This window comes from uncultured Castellaniella sp. (assembly GCF_937988725.1).
GTDB lineage: Bacteria > Pseudomonadota > Gammaproteobacteria > Burkholderiales > Burkholderiaceae_B > Castellaniella.
The window spans coordinates 62,374-85,540 of sequence record NZ_CALKHS010000003.1 but is presented as its reverse complement, the minus strand read 5'-3'; the positions used below and the strand labels follow the sequence as shown (position 1 = coordinate 85,540).

General features: G+C 66.1%; 26 protein-coding genes. 13 read left to right on the top strand and 13 right to left on the bottom strand.

Annotated features, from left to right (window positions below; all coding sequences use genetic code 11):
- Positions 1–2: 2 nt before the first annotated feature.
- On the bottom strand, positions 3–404 hold the full coding sequence (locus tag Q0263_RS01805) for a hypothetical protein (protein WP_298012794.1): 402 nt from the start codon (positions 402–404) through the stop codon (positions 3–5).
- A 9-nt stretch (positions 405–413) separates the two neighbouring features.
- Positions 414–992, bottom strand: a complete 579-nt coding sequence (locus Q0263_RS01800) for an RNA pyrophosphohydrolase (RefSeq protein WP_298012792.1) — start codon at positions 990–992, stop codon at positions 414–416.
- 67 nt (positions 993–1,059) lie between these two features.
- On the opposite strand from Q0263_RS01800, the gene Q0263_RS01795 reads away from it, so the two are divergent.
- From Q0263_RS01795 to Q0263_RS01755, 9 genes are all read left to right on the top strand, one after another.
- The gene (locus Q0263_RS01795) at positions 1,060–2,790 is read left to right on the top strand and encodes a proline--tRNA ligase (RefSeq protein ID WP_298012790.1); all 1,731 of its coding nucleotides are present in this window, start codon (positions 1,060–1,062) and stop codon (positions 2,788–2,790) included.
- Positions 2,791–2,861: 71 nt separating this feature from the next.
- Positions 2,862–3,287 (top strand): tol-pal system-associated acyl-CoA thioesterase, encoded by a 426-nt coding sequence (gene ybgC / locus Q0263_RS01790; RefSeq protein ID WP_298012788.1) that lies wholly within the window; start codon positions 2,862–2,864, stop codon positions 3,285–3,287.
- A 2-nt stretch (positions 3,288–3,289) separates the two neighbouring features.
- Positions 3,290–3,964, top strand: a complete 675-nt coding sequence (gene tolQ / locus Q0263_RS01785; RefSeq protein WP_298012786.1) for a protein TolQ — start codon at positions 3,290–3,292, stop codon at positions 3,962–3,964.
- A 1-nt stretch (position 3,965) separates the two neighbouring features.
- Positions 3,966–4,400 carry a protein TolR gene (gene tolR, locus Q0263_RS01780; RefSeq protein WP_298012784.1) on the top strand — a complete coding sequence of 145 codons (435 nt, stop codon included), beginning with the start codon at positions 3,966–3,968 and terminating at the stop codon, positions 4,398–4,400.
- Positions 4,401–4,427: 27 nt separating this feature from the next.
- Complete coding sequence (gene tolA / locus Q0263_RS01775) at positions 4,428–5,579, top strand: cell envelope integrity protein TolA (RefSeq protein WP_298012783.1); 1,152 nt, start codon at positions 4,428–4,430, stop codon at positions 5,577–5,579.
- A 13-nt stretch (positions 5,580–5,592) separates the two neighbouring features.
- Positions 5,593–6,900 carry a Tol-Pal system beta propeller repeat protein TolB gene (gene tolB, locus Q0263_RS01770; protein WP_298012781.1) on the top strand — a complete coding sequence of 436 codons (1,308 nt, stop codon included), beginning with the start codon at positions 5,593–5,595 and terminating at the stop codon, positions 6,898–6,900.
- Between the two features lie 36 nt (positions 6,901–6,936).
- On the top strand, positions 6,937–7,431 hold the full coding sequence (gene pal, locus Q0263_RS01765) for a peptidoglycan-associated lipoprotein Pal (RefSeq protein WP_298012779.1): 495 nt from the start codon (positions 6,937–6,939) through the stop codon (positions 7,429–7,431).
- Positions 7,432–7,517: 86 nt separating this feature from the next.
- Positions 7,518–8,204, top strand: a complete 687-nt coding sequence (gene ybgF, locus Q0263_RS01760) for a tol-pal system protein YbgF (RefSeq protein WP_298012777.1) — start codon at positions 7,518–7,520, stop codon at positions 8,202–8,204.
- Positions 8,204–9,049, top strand: coding sequence for an alpha/beta hydrolase (locus Q0263_RS01755; RefSeq protein ID WP_298012775.1), 846 nt, complete (start codon positions 8,204–8,206; stop codon positions 9,047–9,049). Before ybgF ends, Q0263_RS01755 begins: the two co-directional genes overlap by 1 nt.
- A gap of 39 nt (positions 9,050–9,088) precedes the next feature.
- On the opposite strand, the gene Q0263_RS01750 is transcribed toward Q0263_RS01755, so the two are convergent.
- A complete protein-coding gene (locus Q0263_RS01750; RefSeq protein WP_298012773.1) occupies positions 9,089–9,619 on the bottom strand; it encodes a copper chaperone PCu(A)C in 531 nt (176 codons plus the stop codon).
- Positions 9,620–9,722: 103 nt separating this feature from the next.
- Here Q0263_RS01750 and Q0263_RS01745 point away from each other — a divergent pair, with 103 nt between their 5' ends.
- The gene (locus Q0263_RS01745; RefSeq protein ID WP_298012771.1) at positions 9,723–10,181 is read left to right on the top strand and encodes a PaaI family thioesterase; all 459 of its coding nucleotides are present in this window, start codon (positions 9,723–9,725) and stop codon (positions 10,179–10,181) included.
- 90 nt (positions 10,182–10,271) lie between these two features.
- Here Q0263_RS01745 and Q0263_RS01740 read toward each other — a convergent pair whose 3' ends face one another.
- From Q0263_RS01740 to Q0263_RS01715, 6 genes are all read right to left on the bottom strand, one after another.
- The gene (locus Q0263_RS01740) at positions 10,272–11,357 is read right to left on the bottom strand and encodes a BMP family ABC transporter substrate-binding protein (RefSeq protein WP_298012769.1); all 1,086 of its coding nucleotides are present in this window, start codon (positions 11,355–11,357) and stop codon (positions 10,272–10,274) included.
- Between the two features lie 54 nt (positions 11,358–11,411).
- Entirely contained in the window at positions 11,412–12,329 is a 918-nt protein-coding gene (locus Q0263_RS01735) for an ABC transporter permease (RefSeq protein WP_298012767.1), read from the bottom strand.
- 2 nt (positions 12,330–12,331) lie between these two features.
- Entirely contained in the window at positions 12,332–13,396 is a 1,065-nt protein-coding gene (locus Q0263_RS01730; RefSeq protein ID WP_298012766.1) for an ABC transporter permease, read from the bottom strand.
- On the bottom strand, positions 13,389–14,921 hold the full coding sequence (locus Q0263_RS01725) for an ABC transporter ATP-binding protein (RefSeq protein WP_298012763.1): 1,533 nt from the start codon (positions 14,919–14,921) through the stop codon (positions 13,389–13,391). The genes Q0263_RS01730 and Q0263_RS01725 overlap by 8 nt, the downstream gene beginning before the upstream one ends.
- Before the next feature lie 251 nt (positions 14,922–15,172).
- Complete coding sequence (gene leuE / locus Q0263_RS01720; protein WP_298012761.1) at positions 15,173–15,808, bottom strand: leucine efflux protein LeuE; 636 nt, start codon at positions 15,806–15,808, stop codon at positions 15,173–15,175.
- 163 nt (positions 15,809–15,971) lie between these two features.
- Positions 15,972–16,511 carry a peroxidase-related enzyme gene (locus tag Q0263_RS01715; protein ID WP_298012759.1) on the bottom strand — a complete coding sequence of 180 codons (540 nt, stop codon included), beginning with the start codon at positions 16,509–16,511 and terminating at the stop codon, positions 15,972–15,974.
- Between the two features lie 123 nt (positions 16,512–16,634).
- Here Q0263_RS01715 and Q0263_RS01710 point away from each other — a divergent pair, with 123 nt between their 5' ends.
- Positions 16,635–17,528 (top strand): AraC family transcriptional regulator, encoded by an 894-nt coding sequence (locus Q0263_RS01710; protein ID WP_298012757.1) that lies wholly within the window; start codon positions 16,635–16,637, stop codon positions 17,526–17,528.
- A gap of 49 nt (positions 17,529–17,577) precedes the next feature.
- Here Q0263_RS01710 and ahpF read toward each other — a convergent pair whose 3' ends face one another.
- Together ahpF and ahpC are read right to left on the bottom strand one after the other, a co-directional pair.
- The gene (ahpF, locus tag Q0263_RS01705; protein WP_298012755.1) at positions 17,578–19,152 is read right to left on the bottom strand and encodes an alkyl hydroperoxide reductase subunit F; all 1,575 of its coding nucleotides are present in this window, start codon (positions 19,150–19,152) and stop codon (positions 17,578–17,580) included.
- A gap of 161 nt (positions 19,153–19,313) precedes the next feature.
- Entirely contained in the window at positions 19,314–19,877 is a 564-nt protein-coding gene (gene ahpC, locus Q0263_RS01700; protein WP_298012754.1) for an alkyl hydroperoxide reductase subunit C, read from the bottom strand.
- A gap of 390 nt (positions 19,878–20,267) precedes the next feature.
- Between ahpC and Q0263_RS01695 the strand changes: the two genes are divergently transcribed.
- Entirely contained in the window at positions 20,268–20,816 is a 549-nt protein-coding gene (locus Q0263_RS01695) for a PRC-barrel domain-containing protein (protein WP_298012751.1), read from the top strand.
- A gap of 97 nt (positions 20,817–20,913) precedes the next feature.
- Positions 20,914–21,060, top strand: coding sequence for a lmo0937 family membrane protein (locus Q0263_RS01690; protein WP_298012749.1), 147 nt, complete (start codon positions 20,914–20,916; stop codon positions 21,058–21,060).
- A 99-nt stretch (positions 21,061–21,159) separates the two neighbouring features.
- On the opposite strand, the gene Q0263_RS01685 is transcribed toward Q0263_RS01690, so the two are convergent.
- Positions 21,160–21,483 carry a BON domain-containing protein gene (locus Q0263_RS01685; RefSeq protein ID WP_298012747.1) on the bottom strand — a complete coding sequence of 108 codons (324 nt, stop codon included), beginning with the start codon at positions 21,481–21,483 and terminating at the stop codon, positions 21,160–21,162.
- A 132-nt stretch (positions 21,484–21,615) separates the two neighbouring features.
- Positions 21,616–22,929 (bottom strand): DUF308 domain-containing protein, encoded by a 1,314-nt coding sequence (locus tag Q0263_RS01680; RefSeq protein ID WP_298012745.1) that lies wholly within the window; start codon positions 22,927–22,929, stop codon positions 21,616–21,618.
- Between the last annotated feature and the right edge of the window lie 238 nt (positions 22,930–23,167).

The window sequence follows — 23,167 nt, the reverse complement described above, 5'->3', positions numbered from 1 at the left end:
GATCAGGCCTCCGCGCCGGGCAGGCGCTCTAGGATGAGATCAATCTGCTGCTGGGCGCCGCTGGCCACGGCGCGCAGCCGGTCGTAGTCGGCCTGCGTCGTCGTCAGGCGCTGCTGCAGGGACGCCGAACGTTCCTGGTGGTCCCGCAACTGGGTTTCCAGCGACTGGCTGGCTTGCGCGGTTTCGTCGCGCACGGCCTGCAATTCCTGGTCGTGCCGGGCCATGCGTTCGGACATGCGGGCGAATTCGTCATGTTCACGCGCCTGTTGGGACTTGAGCGCCTGGCATTCCTGTTCCAGCTGCTGGATCCGGGCTTGGAGGGTGCGACGTTCGGTCTGCAGGCTCTGGGCGAACTGCACGACCGTCTGGATACGTCGGGATAAGGCGTCGAGATCTTCGAGCATGCGGCTACCCTAGGAAGAGGACTGGGAGGAATGCCCTCCCGGCGATGCCGGGGGCGGGCTGGCCTGTACGGTACCGCGGTGCCCCCGATGACGCAAATACCGGTTTTCCCGCCCGCGCCGGAACAGCAGGCCGGACAGTTCGTTGAGCGCCAGGGTGTAGACCTCGCGCTTGAACTCGATCACGGCATCCAGCGGCACCCAGTAGGCGTTCCAGCGCCAGGCGTCGAATTCGGGCGTATCGCTCGCCCGCAGCGAGACGTCGCTGTCGCGCCCCACCATGCGCAGCAGGAACCAGATCTGCTTCTGGCCTTTGTAGTGGCCGCGCAATTCGCGGCGCACGTAATGGTCTGGCACGGTATAGCGCAGCCAGTCTCGCGTACGCCCCAGAATGCGGACATGTTCGGCCTGCAGGCCGGTTTCCTCGTGAAGTTCTCGATACATCGCCTGCACGGGAGTTTCGCCGTGCTTGATGCCGCCCTGCGGAAATTGCCACGCGTGTTCGCGGATGCGCTTACCCCAGAAAACCTCGTTTTTCTGGTTCACGAGAATGATGCCGACATTGGGACGGTAGCCTTCGCGATCCAACATGGGGCCACCTCGGTTGTGAATTCAATACAATTACCATCGATTATACGTACCCAGCGGGATCCCTACCATGCACGCCAGCAAGTACCACCTGAACACCCTGAAAGAAGCCCCTGCAGAAGCCGAAGTCGTCAGCCACCAGCTGATGACGCGCGCCGGCATGATCCGCAAGATCGCCGGCGGGGTGTACACCTACATGCCCCTGGGGCTGAAAGTGCTGCGCAAGATCGAAGCCATCGTCCGCGAGGAAATGAACCGCTCGGGCGCCATCGAACTGCTGATGCCGGTCGTGCAGCCGGCGGAGCTGTGGCAGGAATCCGGGCGCTGGGAACAGTACGGGGCCGAACTGCTGCGCATCAAGGACCGCCACCAACGCGACTTCGTCCTGCAGCCCACGTCCGAAGAAGTCATCACCGACATCGCCCGCAACGAGATCCACAGCTGGCGCCAGCTGCCGCTGAACTTCTACCACATCCAGACGAAGTTCCGCGACGAGCGCCGGCCCCGCTTCGGGCTGATGCGCGGACGCGAATTCACCATGAAGGACGCCTATTCCTTCGATCGCGACGAGGCCGGCGCCCTGGCCAGCTACGACATCATGTACGCCGCCTACCAGCGCATCTTCGCCCGCCTGGGTCTGACGTTCCGGGCCGTGGCGGCCGACACGGGGTCCATCGGCGGCTCGCGCAGCCATGAATTCCAGGTCATCGCCGACACGGGCGAAGACCTGATCGTCTACAACCCCGACTCCGACTACGCGGCCAACATCGAGCTGGCCGACGCGCCCTGCCTGCTGCCGGCCCGGGAGCCGGCCCGCGAGGCGCTGACGAAACGCGCCACGCCCGACGCCCCCAAATGCGAAATCGTCGCCGACCAGCTGGGCCTGCCCCTGTCGCGCACGGTGAAGGCCGTCGTGCTGGCGACCGACCCGGCCGACGGCCCCGCGCGCCTGTGGCTGCTGCTGATCCGCGGCGATCATGAAACCAACGAGATCAAGGTCGGCAAGCTGCCCGGCTTCCAGGACGGCTACCGCCTGGCCACCGAAGCCGAGATCCAGGACGCCTTCCACTGCGCCCCGGGCTACCTGGGACCCGTGGGCCTGGACGCCGCCGTCACGGTGATCGCCGACCGCACGGTCGCGCACATGGGCGATTTCGTCTGCGGCGCCAACGAGGCCGGCTACCACCTGACCGGCGTGAACTGGGGCCGGGACCTGCCCGAACCCGCCCTGGTGACGGACCTGCGCAACGTGGTGGCGGGCGACCCCGACCCCCAGGGCGGCACGCTGGCCATCCAGCGCGGCATCGAAGTCGGCCACGTCTTCTTCCTGGGCGACAAGTATTCCCGCGCCCTGAACGCCACCTTCCTGGAAACCGACGGCAAGCCCGCCGTGCTGCAGATGGGCTGCTACGGCATCGGCATCAGCCGGATCGCCGCCGCCGCCATCGAGCAGAACCACGACGACCGCGGCATGATCTGGCCGCGCGCCCTGGCGCCGTTCGAAGTCGTGCTGTGTCCCATCGGCCTGGGCAAAAGTGAAACCGTTCGCAACGCCGCCGAATCCCTGTACCAGGCCTTGCAGGCGCAGGGGGTCGACGTCATTTTGGACGACCGCGACACCCGGCCCGGCATCATGTTCGCCGACTGGGAACTGATCGGCGTGCCGCTGCGGGTCACGCTGGGGGATCGCGGCCTGAAAGAAGGCATCGTCGAGATCCAGGCGCGCCGCGACACCGAAGCGCAGCGCGTGGCCCCGGACGACGCCGTCGCCCACATCGTGAATGCGCTGGCGGCCCTCTGAACCCGGCATCGCCCGGCCGGCCCGCGACATCGCGCGGGTCGGCCGGACATGTCACACGGCTTAACGAAAAAATGAGCCCAAGCCCCGACTATCCTTCCGGCGACCTGTCCATTCGCGTATATTACGAGGACACCGATACCGGTGGCGTCGTATATTACGCAAATTACCTGAAATTTTTCGAGCGCGGCCGCACCGAATGGCTGCGGGCGCTCGGAGTCGATCAACGCGAACTTGCAGCCCGGGAACAAATGATGTTTGTGGTCAGACATGCGGACATTGCCTATCGGCAACCGGCCCGTCTGGACGATCAGATCGACATCCGCACCACCGTCGCCGATCTGCGGGCATCGACCCTGGTGTTCCGGCAGCAGGCGCTACGCGACGGTGAACTACTCGCCTCGGCCACGGTCCAAATCTGCACCGTGCATGCCACCACTTTCAAACCCATCCGTCTGTCCCCCACCCTGCGGGATCTTTTGAACAAGGCCCTTCATTAACCATGCAAGCCTCTAGCGATTTGTCGCTGCTATCCCTGATCGGCAACGCCAGCATCCCCGTGCAGATCGTCATGTTGATCCTGCTCGCGGCCTCGGTCCTGTCCTGGACCTACATCTTCAGCAAGCGGGCCGCGCTGCGGCGCGCCGACGAACAGACCCGGCGCTTCGAAGACGACTTCTGGGCGGGCGGCGACCTGACGGTCCTGCAGCAGGCCATTGCCAGCCGCCGCAACGAGCACGGGGCGCTGGCCCGCATCTTCGACGCCGGCATGACGGAATTCGTCAAGGCGCGGCGTTCCTCCGGCCGGGGCGACAGCCTGCTTGACGCGCCGCGCCGCGCCATGAAAGCCGCCCTGCAGCGCGAAATGGACGGCCTGGAATCCCACCTCAATTTCCTGGCCTCCACCGGCTCGGTCAGCCCCTACATCGGCCTGCTGGGCACGGTCTGGGGGATCATGCACGCCTTCATGGGCCTGTCCACCATGCAGCAGGCCACGCTGGCGGCCGTGGCCCCCGGCATCGCCGAGGCCCTGATCGCCACCGCCATCGGCCTGTTCGCCGCCATTCCCGCCGTGCTGGCCTACAACCGCTACACGAACCAGATCGACCGCCTGTCGATCCGCTTTGAAAGCTTCGTGGAAGAGTTCCTGAACATTCTCCAACGCCAGGTGCACTGAGATGACCTCTCTGAGCGGCCGTCGCGGACGGCGATTGAAAAACGACATCAATGTCGTCCCCTACATCGACGTCATGCTGGTCCTGCTGGTCATCTTCATGGTGACGGCCCCCATGATCACCCCGGGCCAGATCGAACTGCCCTCGGTGGGCACCGCCTCCGAAGTCCCGGTCCAGCCCATCGAGGTGCAGATCGACGCCCAGGGGGCGCTGGCGATGCGCCTGCGCGAAGGCGGCGCCTCGTTCCGCCCCGTGGACAAGGCCAACCTGCTGGCGGAAGTCCGCGCCGCGGCGACGCCCCAAACCCCGGTCGTGATCTCGGCCGACGGCAAGGTGCCCTACGAAACCGTGATGCAGGTCATGGACGAGCTGCGCAACGGCGGCGTCGCCAAACTCGGCCTGCTCGTCAATCAAAATGCGCCGGGCGGCCGCCAGTGACGCTCCCCCTGGCAGGACTTCCGTTTCATGAACTGGTTTGATCGCTTCACCGACACCGAAGGGCAGTCCGATGGGCGCGACGATCGGCGCGGCCTGATCCTGTCGCTGATCGCGCACGGCCTGCTGATCCTGCTGATGGTCGTGGGCTTCTCGTCCGCGCCCGACAACGCCGGTCCGGTCCAGGTCGAGCTCTGGGCCAAGGGCACGGTCGCGGAAGCCGCTCCGCCGCAGGAACAGCCGGAAGAGGCGCCGACGCCGGAAGAAAAACCCGAGCCGACACCCGAGCCGCCGAAACCCGACGACAGCGAACAGAAGGCAGCCGAAGCCGCCAAGGCCGAGGCCGCCCGACAGGCCGCCGCCCAGCAGGCGGAGGCGCAGGCGCGCGCGGCCGCCGCGGCCAAGGCTCAGGCGGACGCGGAAATCGCCCTGGCCAAGGAACGCAAGGCCAAGGAAGAAGCCGAACGCCTGGCCCAGGAACAAGCCGCTAAGGAAAAGGCCGAACAGGAAGCCGCTGAAAAGGCCGCCAAGGAAAAGGCTGCCAAGGAAGCCGCCGACAAGGCCGCGAAGGAAAAAGCGGCCAAGGAAAAGGCCGCCAAGGAAGCGGCGGAAAAGGCTGCAGCCGAGAAAGCTGCCGAGAAGGCCGCCGCCGACAAGGCTGCCAAGGAGCAAGCCGCCAAAGAGAAGGCCGCCGCTGAAAAAGCGGCCGCCGACAAGGCGGCGAAGGAAAAAGCCGCCAAGGCCGCCGCCGAGAAAGCGGCCGCCGACAAGGCCGCCAAGGAAAAAGCGGCCAAGGACGCCGCCGCCAAGCGCGAAGCCCTGAAGGCCGCCATGCGCGGCGCCGCCCTGGAAGCCGCCGGCATCCCCAACGGCAATGCCGACCGCAACCAGCGCGGCGGCGGAGGCAATGACGGCTATGCCGCCAAGGTCCGCGCCTGCGTCCAGCCCGGCGTCATCTACAACGTCCCGCCGCGCAGCGGCTCGGGCAACCCCACCGCCAGCTTCCGCACGCGCCTGGCATCGAACGGCCAGGTGCAGGACGTCAACCTGACCCGGTCCTCGGGCGACCCTCGCTTTGACGATGCCGTGCGCAAGGGTATCCTGGCGTGTTCCCCCTTCCCCAAACCGCCTAGCGGCCGGTATCCATCGTATATTGACGTGGATTACCGCATGTACGACTAAGGAGATCGTTACCATGACCGTATTTACAGCCTCCGGCTTCATCGGGCGCCTGTGGCGGCGCGCGACGACAGCTGGCCTGGGTCTGGCGCTGGCCGCCGTAGCGTCCACCACCGCCCACGCCCAGCTGCGCGTCGATATTTCCGGCGTCGGCGCCACCCAGTACCCGATCGCCATCGCGGACTTTTCCGGCGCCGCCAGCAGCACGTCCACCCCGGAAGTCATCCGCGCCGACCTGACCCGCTCCGGCCAGTTCCGCCTGATCAACGCCGCGGGCGCCAACCTGACCGCGCAAAGCTCGGTCGACTACGGCTCCTGGCAGTCCCGCGGGGCCGACTATCTGGCCTACGGCACCGTGGCGCAGAACGGCGGCCAATACACGGTCAGCTACCGGCTGGTGGACAACGTGCGCAAGTCCGAACTGGACTCCGCCGTGTTCAGCGGCGGCGAAGCCGAAATGCGCCGGATCGCCCACCGGATCGCCGATCGCATCTACGAAAAGATCACCGGCGTGCGCGGGGTTTTCTCCACCCGGATCGCTTATGTGTTGCAGACCAGCAACGGCTATGAGTTACAAATTGCAGATGCCGACGGTCAAAATCCCCAGGTCATGCTGCGTTCGAAACAGTCGATCATCTCTCCGACGTGGTCTCCGGACGGCAGCAAACTGGCCTACGTCAGCTTCGAATCGGGCAAATCCGTGATCTACGTGCAGACGCTGGCCAACGCCCAGCGCCAGCCGATCTCCAATTACAAGGGCAACAACAGCGCCCCGGCCTGGTCGCCCGACGGCAGCCACATGGCGATCGTGCTGTCTATGGACGGCATCTCGCAGATATACACCATCAATGCCGACGGCTCGAACCTGCGCCGCGTCATGCGCTCGCCGCTGATCGACACCGAGCCCAACTACACCCCCGACGGCCAGTCTCTGGTCTTCACCAGCGACCGGGGCGGCAGCCCCCAGATCTACAAGGTCCCCGCCGCGGGCGGCGATGCCCAGCGCCTGACCTTCTCCGGCAGTTACAATATCTCACCTAGGGTATCGCCGGATGGACAGCAACTGGTGTACGTTACTCGCAGAAACGGTGCTTTCAGAATTGCAAGCTTGTCCTTGGGTTCGGGCTCCGAACAGATCCTGACGGACGGTCCGGACGATCAGTCTCCCAGTTACGCTCCCAACGGCATGCAAGTGCTCTACAGTTCCATCCAGAACGGGCGCAGCGTACTGGCAGTGACTTCGATCGACGGCCGGGTCCGTCAGACGCTGTCGGTGCTCAACGGCAAGGTCCGCGAGCCGGCCTGGGGCCCTTTCACGAATTGATTTTTCCGTGTGACTCTTTCTCTTAAAGGACATTAAATGAGCTCGCGCATCACCAGGACCCTGACCATAGCCGCTTTTGCCGCCTCTCTGGCCGCTTGCAGCTCCGTGCCGCTGGATCAAAACGGCGCTAACGGCGCCGGCTCGGATTCGGCGTCCGCCGGGCAAGTCATGGATCCGTTCAATCCGCAAAGCCCGCTCGCGCAGCAACGCTCGGTCTATTTCGACTTCGACAGCTACACTGTTCCCGAACAGTATCGCAGCGTCGTCGAAATGCACGCCAACTACCTGACGAGCCATCAGGCGCAAAAAGTCCGCGTCGAAGGCAACACCGACGCACGCGGCAGCTCCGAATATAATCTGGCACTGGGCCAGCGTCGTTCGGATGCCGTGGCGCGCATGATGAAGCTGCTGGGTGTCAACGCCAACCAGATCGAAGCCATCAGCTACGGCAAAGAGCGTCCCAAGGCTCAAGGCAATACCGAAGCCGACTACGCTGAGAACCGCCGCGCCGACATCAACTACCAACGTTGATCGCCGTCTGGCCATGACAGCGCCGTAGCGGCTGACGCTACGGCGTTTTCATTTGTGCTGACACTCTGGATGGAAGGAACCGACTCATGCATGCACCGACTCACCGCCTGAACGCCCTGCCCGCGGCGGCGCTGCTGGCCCTGGCGCTCACCGCCCCGGCCGCCCATGCCTTTACCGACGACGAGGCCCGCCGCGCCATCCTGGAACTGCGCACGCAGATCCAGCAGATGAAAGACCAGAACCAGCAGGCCCGACTGCAACTGGCCGACCAGATGGACATGCTGCACCAGGAAATCGCCACCCTGCGCGGGCGCATGGAAGAACTGAACCAGCTGAACCGCAATGCCGCCGCCCCGGGGCAAGGCAATGCGCCCCAGCAACAGACCCCGCAAAGCGGCGACCCGCAACAGCAAGCCGCCTACGAGGCCGCAGCCGATCAGTACCGCAACGGCCGCTACAAGGAAGCGGCGAGCAGTTTCGCGACCTTCGTCCAGTCCTATCCCGACAGCGAGCAGGCCACCGACGCCCAGTTCTACCTGGGCAGCAGCCAGTACGCCTCCAAGGACTTCAAGAATTCCATCCAGACCATGCAGTCGCTGGTCAAGTCGCATCCGGATGACGCCCGCGCCCCGGACGCCCTGCTGGTGGTGGCCGCCGACCAGATCGAACTGAACGACATGAAGGGCGCCAAGGCCAGCCTGCAGCGCATCATCAAGGACTACCCCAAGAGCTCCGCCGCCGAAACCGCCAAGAGCCGCCTGAAACTGCTGTAATGCCGGCCGCCCCCGACCTGCCGCACCACATCCTGCCGCTGGACGACGGCGAGCTGCACTACACCCAGGCCGGAGACGGCGGCGACGCCATCCTGCTGATCCATGGCTCGCTCTGCGACTATCGCTACTGGCGCTGGCAGGTCCCCGCTCTGGCGGAACGCCACCGCGTCCTGGCGCCCAGCCTGCGCGGCTGCTGGCCCGACCCGCAGCCGCATCCGCAGGCCGCCTATCGGGTCGACGCCCATGCGCGCGATCTGGCCCGCCTGATCCGGTCGCTGGATCTCGGACGGGGCGTGCATGTGGTCGGGCATTCGCGCGGCGCCCAGGTGGCGCTGGCCCTGGCCGTCCAGGCTCCCGCCCTGTGCCGGTCCCTGACCCTGGCCGATCCGGGCTTCCGGTTCGACGACGAGCCGGAAACCACGCCCTTCTACGCGCACGCGGTCGAACAACTGCGGGCCGGCGACGTCGACGGCGCCCTGGAGGGCTTCATCGATACCGTCAACGGCGCCGATACCTGGCGCAAGATGGTCGGCTGGTTCAAGGACATGACCCGCGACAACGCCATGACGCTGCTGTCGCAGATCCTGGAGGCCAACACCCCCGTGCGGCTGCTGGACGCCGCCGCCCTGAACGGCCCGTTGCTGCTGCTGGGCGGAGCCAACAGCCCCGCCAAATACGGTGTCCGCCAGGACCGGCTGCAACAGCTGCATCCCCACGCCCGCCGGGCGCGCATCGCCCTGGCGGCGCACGGCATGAACCTGGCCAACCCCAGGGCCTTCAACCGGTCCGTTCTGGAATTCGTGGATTCGGTTCGCGCGACGACCGTCTCCGCCGCCGCGCGCTGATGACCGGAGTCGGACCGATGGACGACCCCGGCAAGGGCATCAATGCTTCATGCCATGCTTCATGCCGTGGCCGGCCATGCCGGGCATGGCGTTGGCGGGCCTGACCTCGCACTGCGCCGTGACGCGCTGGCCATTGTCCAGGGCGAAGTCGACCTGCGCCTGATCGCCGACCTTCAGGCCGCTGCGGGCCTGTTCCAGCATCAGGTGATAGCTGCCGGGCTTGAGCGCCAGCTGTCCGCCGGCCGGCAGGGCGACCTGATGCACCATGGACATCTTGCTGACGCCGTTTTCTTCCTTCGTCTGATGGATCATGACCTGGCCATAGTCGGACGAGCGAGCGCCCACCAGGTTCACGGCTTGCGTCCCGGCATTGTGCAGGACGAGAAAGCCGCCCGAGGGCGCCGGGGCCGGCAGCTGGCGGATCCAGCAGTCCGACGCCGTGACGGCCGTCGACACGGGCGCATCGGCGGCCGGCATCTGCGCCATCGCGCCGTGGCCAGCGGCCCACGCGGACGTCGCCAGCACCATGCAGGCCGACACGCCGCCCGCCATCATTCTTATCCGATTCATTTTTTTCCACCACATTTCAAACGGGGCGCAGTCTGCCCCCATGGCTCTGCGCGACACCGGCTCAGGCCAGTGTACTATGGGCTTTTCCGCTTTCTTTTGCGCCATGTCCAATCTTGCCGAACCAGCGGACACAGCCGCTGCGCCCGCCGCGCACATCACCCCCGACGGCTTCCGGGACCTGCTGGCGCGGCTGCATCCCTTTGCCGCCGTGCTGGGAATCGAAGTCCAGGACATCCGCCACGGGCAGGCCACCCTGCGCCTACCCCCGAACCCGGCCAACCAGCGCCTGGGGGGCATCGTGGCGGGGCCGATGCTGATGGGACTGGCGGACCTGGCCCTGTACGCGGCCGTGGTCAGCGCCACCGGCGTGCCGGAAGCCGTCACGGCCAGCCTGACCATCCATTTCCTGCGCGGCGCGCCGGCCGGCGGCATCATCGCCCAGGCGCGAATATTGAAAACCGGCCGCATGACGGCCGGTGAAGTCCTGCTGCTGCCCGAAGGCGGCGGGGAACCCGTCGCCCAGGTCATGAGCACCTGGTCGGTGCCCAAAAAAGCCGGTTAAGAAGGCCTTTCGCCGCCGGGCCGCCCCAAGGCGGAAGCGCCCCCCTTGGGGGGGCAGCAAGCGGCCGCAGGCTGCGCAGCGTGGGGGGCTTCAATTCTTTTGCAGTTTGCCCACCACGCCTTCGACGTAGTAGTCCATGGCGTTCAGGCCCTTGTCGTCCAGGGCGCCTTCAGCCAGCACGACCTTGCCTTCATTGGTCTTGATGGGCGCGGCGAAGACGTTCAGCGTGCCGTTGGCGATGGCGTCTTCCTTGGATTTGACCTCCGCCTTCAGGGCGTCATCGACCGCGGGACCGAAGCCTTCGATAGCCACCATGTGTTCCTTGAAGCCGCCCCAGACCTGATCGGATTTCCAGGTGCCGTCCAGCATGGCCTGGGCCTCGCGGGTGAAGTACGGCCCCCAGTGGTGGGTGACGGCGCCCAGCTGCGCATGCGGCCCGAACTTCAGCATGTCGGAGTGGTAGGCGATGGCCCACTTGCCGCGTTCCTCGGCGGCCTGCACGGTGGCGGTGGAATCGGTGTGGTGCGTGACGATGTCGGCGCCCTGGTCCAGCAGCGCCAGGGCGGCGTCGCGCTCCTTGCCCGGATCGAACCAGCTGTTGACCATGATGACCCGCACCGTCGCGTCCGGCTTGACGCTGCGCAGGCCGCGCGTGAAGGCGTTGATGCCCTGCAGCACTTCGGGAATCGGATAGGCGCCGACATAGCCGACCACGCCGGTCTGGGTCTTGTGGCCCGCCAGCACGCCGGCCACGTAGCGGGCCTGGTAGAAGCGCGCATTGGTCGTGGCGACGTTGGGGGCGGTCTTGTAGCCGGTCGAATGCACGAACTTCACGTCGGGAAACTGCTTGGCGACCTTGATGGTCGGATTCATGAAGCCGAAGGACGTGGTGAAGATCAGCTTGTTGCCTTGCTGGGCCAGGTCGCGGATGACGCGTTCGGCATCGGCGCCTTCCGGCACGTCTTCGACGTACTGGGTCTTGATCTTGTCGCCCAGCTGCTTCTCCATGTATTTGCGGCCCAGATCCTGCTGCCAGGACCAGCCCGCCTCGCCCACGGGGCTGACGTACACGAAGCCGATCTTCAGGGGTTCCTGGGCCGCGGCGGGGCCGGCGGCCCACAGGCAGGCGGCGGCCGTCACGGCCCCCAGGGTTTGGCGTATCACACGAGTTTTCATGGTGGGAGATCTCCGTCGGGTCAAGGTGTGGGTCGGGTCGGACAGCGGGCGCCGTCAGCTGTTGGGGTTGAACACGCGCCCCAGGGACGCGGGCATGTTGATGCGGATCCAGTCCACATTGCGCGAGATGAGGACCAGCACCAGGATCGTGGCCAGGTAGGGCAGCATGGACAGCAACTGCGAGGCGATGGGCACGCCCAGGGCCTGCATGTGATAGGTCAGGATCGTGATGCCGCCGAACAGGTAGGCACCGATCAGCACGCGCAGCGGCCGCCAGGTGGCGAACGGCGTCAGGGCCAGGGCGATCCAGCCGCGCCCGGCCACCATGTTCTCGACCCACATCGGCGTATAGACCAGAGACATGAACGCCCCCGCCAGACCGCAGCAGGCGCCGCCGAACAGCAGGGCCGCCAGGCGGATGCGGCGCACCGGATACCCCAGGGCATGGGCGGACTCGGGGGATTCGCCCACCGCCCGCAGCACCAGCCCGGCGCGGGTCCGGTACAGGAACAGGCTGAGCAGCACGGACAGGCCCAGCGCCCCATAGACCATCGGGTGGTGCTGGAACAGAGCCGGCCCGACGAAGGGGATGCCGCTCAGCACGGGAACCGACCAGGTCGAGGCCTGGATCGTGGCGCCGACGTAAGGCAGGCCGATCGAGGCCGACAGGCCCACCCCGAACAGGGACAAGGCCAGCCCGCAGGCGATCTGATTGGCCCCCAGCCAGACCACCAGCCAGGCGAAGAGCCCGGCCATCAGGGCGCCCACGACGGCGCCCCCGGCGAAACCGACCGCCGTGCTGCCGGTCTGGACCGTGAGCGCGAAGCCCAGGGCCGCCGCCACCAGCATCATGCCTTCGGAGCCCAGGTTGATAACCCCGGATTTTTCATTGATCAGCAGCCCCAGGGCCGCCAGCATCAGGGGGGTGCCGGCGTTCATGGCGGCGGCGATGAGAGGCGCCAAAGCATCCATGGTCAGCGTCTCCAGCGCAGTCGTTGATGGATCAGGACATCGCAGGCCAGCAGGGAAAACAGCAGGATTCCCTGGAAGATGCCTGTGATGGCGTTGGGCATGCCCAGACGGGTCTGGGACAATTCCCCGCCGATGTAGAACAGCGCCATGATGAAACTGGCGAAGATGACGCCGATCGGATGCAGGCGCCCGACGAAGGCCACGATGATGGCGGCGAAGCCGTAGCCCGGCGAAACGGACGGCGTCACCTGGCCGATGGGCCCCATGATTTCGCAGGCGCCGGCCACGCCGGCCAGGGCGCCCGATCCCAGCATGCAGCCCCACAGGGCCCGTCTGGACGAGAACCCCGCATAGCGGGCGGCCAGCGGCGCCAGGCCGCCGACCGTCAGGCGATAGCCCGCGAACAGCCGCGACAGCAGCAACCAGGCGAACAAGGCAGCCAGCAGCGCCAGGACGATGCCCAGATGCAGCCGCGTGCCCGGCCAGACCGGCAGCAGGAAACCCTGATCGAACAGGCGGGACTGCGGGAAGCCGAAGCCGTCCGGATCGCGCATCACACCGTGCACCAGGTAGCTGAGCAGCAGTTGCGCCACATAGACCAGCATCAGGGACACCAGGATCTCGTTGGCGTGATAGCGGTCGCGCAGCCACGCCACCAGCGCCGCCCAGAAAGCCCCGCCCAGGGCCCCGGCCAGAAGCGCCAGGGTGATCATCAGGGGACCGCCCCCGCTGCCCGAGCCGTCGTCGAACTGCAGGATGAAGGCGCCGGCCGTGATCGCGCCCAGGACCAGTTGCCCTTCGGCGCCGATGTTGAAGATGTTGGCCCGGAAGCACAGGGCCAGCCCCACCGAGCACAGGAGCAGCGGCGCGACCTTGACGCCGATCTCCGACCAGCCCCGCAGGCTGCTGAGAGGTTCTATGAAAAAGACCGCCAGCCCCTGAAGCGGCGATTTGCCGACCGCCAGGAACATGAACACGCCGCACAGCGCGGTCAGCGCCAGGGCCAGCAGCGGCGACACCCAGGCCATGCGGCGCGAAGGCTGGGCGCGCGGGACCAGTTCAAGCATGGGCGGTCTCCTGCGCGGCTTGCGCCGCGCCCGGCCACAGGCCGCTCATCCACTGGCCGATCTGTTCGCGGCTGGCCTGTTCCCGCGTGATCGATGGAGACAGGCGGCCCTTGGCCATGACGACCAGGCGATCGGAGAGTTCCAGCAATTCGTCGAGCTCCTCGGAAATCAGCAGGATGGCGCACCCCGCATCGCGCAGGGCCAGGAGTTCGCCCCGGATCTGCGCCGCCGCGCCGACGTCCACGCCCCAGGTGGGCTGGGCGATGATCAGCAGCCGGGGCCGGCGTACGACTTCCCGGCCGACGATGAATTTCTGCAGATTGCCCCCCGACAGGCTGCCGGCCAGGGCCTGCGGCCCGGCGGCCTTGACGTGGAAGCGGTCGATGATGTCGGCGGTGATGCGCTGCACGACGCCGGACCGGATCCAGCCGTGGCGGACGGTTTGCGCTTCCTGGTGGGACAGCAGCAGATTGCGGGCCAGGCTGAGTTCGGGCACGGCGCCCCGTCCCAGGCGCTCTTCGGGCACGAAGGCCAGGCCTCGCGCCCGCCGCCAGGCCGCCGACTGCCGGCCGATGGGCGTTCCGTCCAGCGCGATGGCATCGGACGCCGCCCGCGGGTCTTCGCCGGAGAGCACGCCCATGAGTTCCTGCTGGCCGTTGCCCGACACGCCCGCCACCCCCAGGATCTCCCCGGCATGCAGATCGAAGGCGACCTGCGACAGCGGCGTGGCGAAGGGATGCGCGCGCGGCAGGTCCAGCCCCTGCACGCGCATCAGCACCGGCCCGGCCGCGCGCGCCTGGCGCTGCTGCACCGGCAGATCGGCGCCGATCATCAGGCGCGACAGGCTGGCCTCGGTTTCCTGGCGCGGATCGCAGACGCCCGTCACCCGCCCCGCGCGCATCACGGTGCAGCGATGGCACAGGCTGCGGATCTCGTCGAGCTTGTGGCTGATGTACAGGATGCTGCAGCCTTCGGCGGCCAGCTGGCGCAGCACTTCGAAGAGCCGCTGCACGGCCTGCGGGGTCAGCACCGAAGTCGGTTCGTCCAGGATCAGCAGGCGCGGTTTGCCCAGCAGGGCGCGGACGATCTCGACGCGCTGGCGTTCGCCCACGGACAGGGTATGGACATGCCGGTGCGGCTGGACATCCAGCCCGTATTGCCCGGCGGTCTGCTCGATGCGGCCGGCCAGGGCCTGCAAGGGCGTGTCCGGCGGCAGGCCCAAGGCGATGTTTTCCGCCACCGTCAGGGTGTCGAACAGCGAAAAATGCTGGAACACCATGCCCAGGCCCAGGGCGCGCGCCGCCGCCGGATTGGCGATCTGCACGGCCTGCCCGTCCCATTCGACGGTGCCCTCGTCGGGGCGGACCACGCCATAGATGATTTTCATCAGCGTGGATTTGCCCGCCCCGTTTTCACCCAGCACGGCATGGATCTCACCAGGCTCGACCGTCAGGTCCACCGCGTCGTTGGCGCGGACGGCGGGGTAGGTTTTGGTGATGCGGCGTAAGGCCAGTCGCGGCGGCATGCAGGCGTCCTGTTCGAATCGTTCGTGAAACAGCCGGATTCGAAAAATTCTACTCAGGAAGCGGAAAGCGGCCTAAAGGGGAAAAACCCCTAGGCAAGCCGGACGAACCTGAGCGACGCGAACCGCCAGGCCCGCCACACGGTCGTGTGCGGGTTCCCGGCACCGGGACATCACGTTTGATGAATGTCGGATATTAGCGCAGAGTGATGATAGCTGTCATGCGGCCGTCGCACGGCCGCCGGCGCCCTGACTCAGGCTTCGAAGGCCATGCGGCCGGCGAACCACAGGAACAGCGCGCCCACCAGGCCGCTGCCGGTGCGCGCCAGCCCCTGGCGCCGACGGAAGGCGGCTGCCAGGCGCGAGCCGCCGAAGATCAGCGACGACAGATACAGCGCGCTGCACACCTGCAGGATGGCGGCCAGGATGAGGAAGGACAGGGCCGGATGCGGATAGGCCGGGTCCACGAACTGGACGAAGAACGACAGCAGGAACAGGATGGCCTTGGGATTGAGCAGACTGAGCAGCAGGGCCTTGTGGAAGGGATTGCCGGCGGAACTGGAAACAGTCCTGGCCGAACTCTGACCCGGACGCCAGGCCGACCACAGCAGGCGGATGCCCAGGTAGCTGAGATACACGGCCCCCACGGCCTTCAGGGCCAGGAACAGCACCGGCAGCAGCCGCAGGACGGACGCGGCGCCGGCGGCCGTCAGGGTCATGAGGATGGAGTCCCCCAGGAACACCCCGCAGGCGGCCTGATAGCCCGCCCGCACTCCGCGCCCCGCCCCGACGGCCAGCACGAACAAGGAATTGGGTCCCGGAAGCAGCACGATGAAAATGACGCCGGCCAGGTAGGTCCAGACATCCAGAACGCCGTATTCAGATAGCATGGGTGGGCTCGATCAGACAGGCCGCGCCGGCGCCCGGCCCGGTCGATCCGTACCGGGCGCCGACGCGGCCACGCGCGGAAATTGCGCAGCGCTCATTGTATCTGCATCGGGTCCCCGGCATGCATGGGCCAGGCAGCCGATGGCGGGCGCGCAAGCGCCCGGATCACCTCGCGCGCAGCGCAACCTTGGGGAAATCGACCGGAACGTCCAGGGCGACATTGATGTAGTTGGTAAAGAGATTCAAGGCGATATGAGCCATGATCTCGACGATCTGCCCGTCGTCGAAGCCCGCCTGCCGCAGGCGGGCGACGTCGGCGTCGCCGATCTGCGCACGCCGATCCACCACTTTCAGGGCAAAGGCGAGCGCCGCGGCGGTCCTGGCGTCCGTGGATTCGCCGGCCTGGGCCGCCGCCATTTCGGCAGCCGAAGCTCCTGCGTTCCGCCCAAGCGCAGTATGGGCCGCCAGGCAGTATTCGCAACGATTCCGGTCGGCGATCGCCACCGCGATCTGCTCGCCGAGCCTGGCGCCGAGAGCGCCTTTGCCCAAAGCGCCGAAGGCGGCCCACATGCTCTGCAAGGCGGCCGGCGAGTTGGCTACCGCCTTGAACATGTTGGGCGTGGCGCCAAAGGCCTCGTCGATCTGGGCCAACAAGGGCTGGCTGGCGGAAGGGGCGAGTCGGGATTCAATGCTGACGCGAGACATGTTGATCTCCTTGAACGGTTAGAGACGGCAGGAAAGGAAATGCAGCCGGCTGTGCATGCAGTATGCGTGCATTGAATGTATGATTGGATACGTTCAATACACAAAACATACCCGTTCATCCAAATGCGCACCGATCCGCCCACAGACCGCCTCTCCGGCCTCCTCCAGCGCTTCCGCGTCCGGGCGCAGCTGCACCACTCCGGCGCGCTATGCGGACTCAACCATTTCGATGCCTGCGACGGACATGGGTATCTGCACGTGCTGCGCAGAGGCCGGCTGGAAGTGAGCCATCCCGCCGCGCACGGCGTCCCCGCACGGCTCCGCTTCGACGAGCCGGCGCTGCTGTTCTATCCCCGCCCGTTCACCCACCGTTTCCACAACCCGCCCACGGAAGGCGCCGATTTCACGTGCGCGCGGCTGATCTTCGACGGCGGCTCTGAGAACCCTCTGGCGCGGGCCTTGCCGCCCCTGATCGCGCTGCCGCTGGCGCACGTATCCGGGCTGGACCTGGCGCTGGAACTGCTATTCGCCGAGACCGAGCGCGTGCGCTGCGGCCAGCGGCTGATCGCCGACCGGCTGTTCGAGGTGGTGGTGCTCCAGCTGCTGCGCTGGCTGCTGGATCACCCTCAGGCGGCGGGCATCCGCCCTGGGCTCATCACCGGCCTGTCGGACCCGCGTCTGGCGCGCGCCCTGGTTGCCGTACATGATCGCCCCGGCGAGCCGTGGACGCTGGAGCGCATGGCCGAACGCGCGGGAATGTCCCGAACGGCGTTTTCCATGGCGTTCCGCGAGGCGGTGGGGCGGACGCCCGCCGACTATCTGGCGAGCTGGCGTATCGCATTGGCGCAAAGCCGGTTGCGCGAAGGACGTCCGATCAAGCTGCTGGCCGATGAACTCGGATATGCGAACCCCTCGGCGCTATCGCGGGCGTTCTCGGCAAGGACTGGCATGTCGCCCCGCAACTGGCTGGCGGCGAACGCCCTCGAAACAGGTCCGGCTTTATCGGCCCCGGAATGAAGAACGCGCAGCCTCGCGGCTGCGCGTTCGATGGAGACCGGGACGCCGATCAGGCGGCGGCGACCGCGTCCGCGTCCACCGAGCTGCGGATCAGGTGGTCGAAGGCGGACAAGGCGGCCTTGGCGCCATCGCCGGCGGCGATGATGATCTGCTTGTAAGGCACCGTCGTCGCGTCGCCGGCGGCGAACACGCCCGGCACCGAGGTCTGGCCGCGCGCATCGACCACGATTTCGCCGTGCTGCGTCAGGTCCACCACGCCCTTCAGCCATTCGGTGTTGGGCACCAGGCCGATCTGGATGAACACGCCTTCCAGCTCCACCTGATGGACGTCTCCGCTGCTGCGATCCTTGTAGCTCAGGCTCGTGACGCGCTTGCCGTCGCCGTGGATTTCCGTGGTCTGCGCCGACGTCAGAACGACGACGTTGGGCAGGCTGCGCAATTTGCGCTGCAGGACCTCGTCGGCGCGCAAGGCATCGCCGAACTCGATCAGGGTCACGTGGCCGACGATGCCGGCCAGATCGATCGCCGCCTCGACGCCCGAATTGCCGCCGCCGATGACCGCCACGCGCTTGCCCTTGAACAGGGGACCGTCGCAGTGCGGGCAGTAGGCCACGCCGCGATTACGGTATTCGTCCTCGCCCGGCACGTTGATCTGGCGCCAGCGGGCCCCCGTGGACAGGATGACGTTCTTGGCCTTCAGCACGGCGCCGCTGGCCAGTTCCACCTGGATGGACTTGCCCGGCACCAGGCGCGTGGCCCGCTGCAGGTTCATGATGTCCACTTCGTAGGCCTTGACGTGCTGTTCCAGCGCCACGCCGAATTTGGGGCCTTCGGTTTCCAGCACCGAGATGTAGTTCTCGATCGCCATGGTATCCAGCACCTGGCCGCCGAAGCGTTCAGCCACGACGCCGGTGCGGATGCCCTTGCGGGCCGCATAGACGGCCGCCGCCGCGCCGGCGGGGCCGCCGCCCACCACCAGCACGTCGAATTCTTCGCGGGCGTTCAGGGCTTCGACCTTGGCGTCGTCATTGCCGGCATCCAGCTTCGCCAGGAATTCCTCGACCCCGGCGCGGCCCTGATGGAACAGCTCGCCATTCAGGAAGACCGCCGGCACGGACAGGATCTCGCGCTTCTGCACTTCGGCCTGGAACAGGGCGCCGTCGATGGCCACGTGGCGGATGCGCGGGTTGATGACCGACATCGCATTCAGCGCCTGCACCACGTCCGGGCAGTTCTGGCACGACAGGGAGAAATAGGTTTCGAACTGGTAGTCGCCCGGCAGCGCGCGGATCTGCTCGATCACGGCATCGTCCAGCTTGGGCGGATGGCCGCCGACCTGCAGCAGCGCCAGCACCAGCGAGGTGAACTCGTGGCCCAGCGGAATGCCCGCGAAGCGCACGCCGATGTCGCTGCCGGCGCGGGCGATTTCAAACGAAGGGCTGCGACCATCGGCGGCCGCGACTTCCGATACGGACAGCTTGTCGGACAGACTGGCGATTTCTTCCAGAAAGACGCGCAATTCCTGCGCCTGGGTGCTTCCATCCAGGGAGGCGCGCAGCTCGACCGGCAGAGTGACCCGCTCGAGATAGGTTCCCAATTGTCCTTTGAGGTTTGCATCCAGCATATTCACACCTTTTTGGAAAAAACTTCCCCCGGACAAGCCATTATGGCACTGCCCAATCAAATGCACGGGGAGAAAACGGGCGGCCCGCCCGCGGACGGGCCGCTTCGCATCGCGAGGGACGCGGGCGGCTCCTGCCGCCGCGCGCCGTCAGGCGACGGAGATCAGATCTTGCCGACCAGATCCAGGGACGGGGTCAGGGTCTTGGCGCCTTCTTCCCACTTGGCCGGGCAGACTTCGCCCGGGTGAGCGGCGATGTACTGGGCGGCCTTGACCTTGCGCAGCAGTTCGGACGCATCGCGGCCGATGCCGTTGTCGTGGATTTCCAGGACCTTGATCTCGCCGGCCGGGTTGACCACGAAGGTGCCGCGCAGGGCGATGCCTTCTTCTTCGATCAGCACGTCGAAGTTGCGCGACAGGGCGTGGGTCGGGTCGCCGATCATCGGGTAGCTGACCTTCTTGATGGCTTCGGACGTGTCGTGCCAGGCCTTGTGGGCGAAATGGGTGTCGGTGGACACGGAATAGACTTCCACGCCCAGCTTCTGGAATTCAGCGTAGTGGTCGGCCAGGTCTTCCAATTCGGTGGGGCACACGAAGGTGAAGTCGGCGGGGTAGAACACAAACACTGCCCATTTGCCGGCGACGGTCTGGTCGCTGACCTCGACGAACTTGCCATTGTGATAGGCGGTGGCTTTGAAGGGCTTGATCGTGGTGTTGATCAGGGACATAAGGACTCCTTGTGGTTGGTTCAGGACGTTGCCTCAGTGGCTACGGGATCTAGTGTAGGCAATCCCTATTGATAAGTAAAATTGATAGTTTTTATTGTTACGATTGGAATTGACTATCAGAATACCGGCAAAACGTGCAACAAGACCTCCGGAATCGTACCCACATCTTAAAGAAGGCGTTCCATCCCGCCGGTCTGGACATCATATCCGGGATTGCCAATGGCCGGTGACGGGCGCTTCACCGTCTTTCAGCCGGTTTTCAGCGCGGACCGCCCCGAAAATGGCGGCTGAATAATTGCTAACAGTTATAGTCATCTGGTCGTTGACGGTCTCGAAAGACGGGGGGTAGCGTGAAAGTACTGCCTTCTCACTTTACGGAGGATACGTCTTATGCGAGCAAAACATACTCTGGCCGCAATGGCCGTGATGTCGATGACGTTGGCCGGAACCGGGTTCGCCCAGACCGGCTCAGGCCCTGCTTCCACCCCCGCGCCGACAGCCAGCGGCGCATCCGGCGATGCATCCGCCGGTCAGCAGGAAGCATCCCAGATGCTGGCCAGCAATATCCTCGGTATGCCAGTCAGGAACGGCACGGGCGACAAGGCCCAGGACATCGGGAAAGTCACCGATCTGGTGCTGAACCAGGACCAGAAGACCGTCAACGTGCTGATCGGCGTGGGCGGCTTCCTGGGGATCGGCTCCAAGGACGTGGGGGTGCCGCTGGACAAGGTGGAATTCAACACCCAGGCCAAGACCGCCGTCGTGCACATGAGCAAGGAAGAACTGGAAAAGGCTCCGGCCTATGTGACGCTGGCCGATAAACAGTCCAAGGAGAAAGAGGCCGCGCAATCCCAGTCGCAGCCCGCGCCCATGGGGTCTCCAGCGCCCGCCGGTGGCGGCGGAGCTCCTGCCGGTGGCGGAGGCGGCGCTCCGCAATAACCCTGCATGACGTCCTTCCGGGCGGCCGGCCGGCATTCAGGCGGACGGCCGCCCGGCAATATCAATATCCGACCATACGAACAAGAAGGGAAAACACATGCTCTATACCATTGCCGTCGTCCTGCTGATCCTGTGGCTGTTGGGACTGGTCAGTTCGTACACTATCGGCGGGTTCATTCACATTCTGCTGGTGATCGCCGTGGTCATGATCCTCGTGCGACTGATCAGCGGACGGCGCTTGTAGCCGGCATCCGGCTCATCTTCCCGCGCCTTCGCGGCGCTTGGCCGGCGGCTTGCTCCGGCGCGATGCAGGGTCGCCAGCAAGCCGCCGGATCCCGGGCGATCAGGGCGCCACGACGATGTTGTTGTGGACTTCCTTGACGCCGTGGACCGAACTGGCAACCTGGCCGGCACGGTCCTTTTCCTTCTGGGTCTTGGCAAAGCCAGAGAGCTGGACGATGCCGCCCTGAATGGTCTTCACATTGATGTTGGCCGCCGGACCCGCCCCGAGGTCATCGGCGATGCTGGCCTTGACCCGGGTGGTCACCACGGAGCCATCGACGTATTCGCCCATGGATTCCTGATGATTGGCGACGGAGCACCCCGCCAGGGTCGCGACGCTCAGGCCCAGGGCGGCAGCCAGGGCGATCTTGTGTGTCATTCCCATGTTCATTCTCCTTCTGAAGGCGGGGGCGGCGCCCCGTCTGATTGTCGATGAGAAGCCTTCCTACAGTACACCGGCGCCACGGGGTTCCGCACTTCAAGCTGTAACAGAGGCCCGGAACGCGAGGCCCGGCCGTCAGGGGGCGCGTCGCCGCAAAGTCCGCAAGACGCCCGACCATGCGAACGGCCGGGGATCCGCCAGCATGCTCAAGGCTCTGGCGTAGTCCAGGGTCAGGCCCGGCGTCCAGGCCATCGTCATCGCGCGCTTGCGTATCTGCGCGGCGACCCAGAGTTCGGGCGTCAGCAACAGCCGCAACAGGATGCGCCAGCTCGTATTGCCCTCATGCAGGCGTCCCACGGCGCCGTCCAGGGCCGCCTCCAGGGCATACGCCACGGAACTGGAACAATTGCGATGCGTCAGGTTGTAGGTCGTATCGCGGCGATAGTCGGCCCAGAAGGCCTGCAGCTTCCTGGCGCCATAGTTGCGGATCCTGACTTTGGCGGTGGAAGGACACCAGGCTGCGGACTCCGTCGCATAGTCCGGCTGAAATATTCCCGGCACGTTGTTTTCCGCCGTGGCCTTGAGCAGCGCGCCGAACTGCTCCGGCGAATGATCGATCTCCTCGGCGGGGTACAGGCTGATGTAAACCCCTTCCGGAGCTTCCAGGGCCGCGTGCCCGGTGGAGACGACGCCGTTGACGTCGACGGCGGCGATATAGCGGTCGATGATCGGCTGGCGGCGCGTGGCGGTCTTCGCCGAACCGGTCGGCGTCCAGACATGCACGGTGAGCGCGTGTTCGTGATCCGCGGGCGGGCCGTCAAAGGTGCCGCCTCGAGGCAGCTCGGGCCGCATCGGCGCGGCGCCCGCGGTCGGGTTGTCCTCCAGCGCCGGGTTGGTCTGCATGTTCCGCACGCGCTTCGAGAGCATCAGCATCCAGGCCCCGGTGAACATCAAGAACAATCCCAGACAATAGGGGGCCGTGCCGACGTAATGCGTCGGATACGGCTGGAAGATGAAAATCGCCAGCAGGATCTCCGCGATGCCGGCCGCCATCGCATACCGCCAGCGCTCGTAGCGCACGACATAGGCCGCCGTGCACTGCAGCAGGCCATCCGCCAGGAACAGCAAGCCAAAGGTCAGCGCCAGCAGTTGATTCCCGTGATGATGCCCCGCCAGGATCATGCCGCCCGCCAGCAGCACGAAGGTGCCTTTGGCGTATCGCAACACGCGCTGTCCCCCGACGCCGGACTGGGCGACCATCAATGTCGCCAGCCCTTCCAGCATCAGCAGGGCGGCGAACAGGTTCATGGGGAAATACGGCGCGCCATCCAGCGCATCCACGCCCACGACGAGCCCCGCGACGATGAAGATCCACCCGGCGACGGAGAGCGCACGCGCGCGCCGCCGCAGGTAGCCGACGCCCAGGAGCAGCATGATCAGATGTACCATTCCCTATCCTCATCCATCCGCAGGGGCGCCCGATCGAGACAACCCATGCGTGCCCTGATTATCGCCGCAGCGCGGTCTTTGACAAATGGCGGCCCGCCCAGGAGCACCGAGGAAGCGGCACAGACCTCGCAGTCGGCATGAAGATTCCGAGGTTTCCCCGCCCCCCGGTCTTACACTGCAGGCATGGCCTCCTCATTCCGAAGGATCGCCCCTTGACGCCATCCTGTCCTCTTCGCGG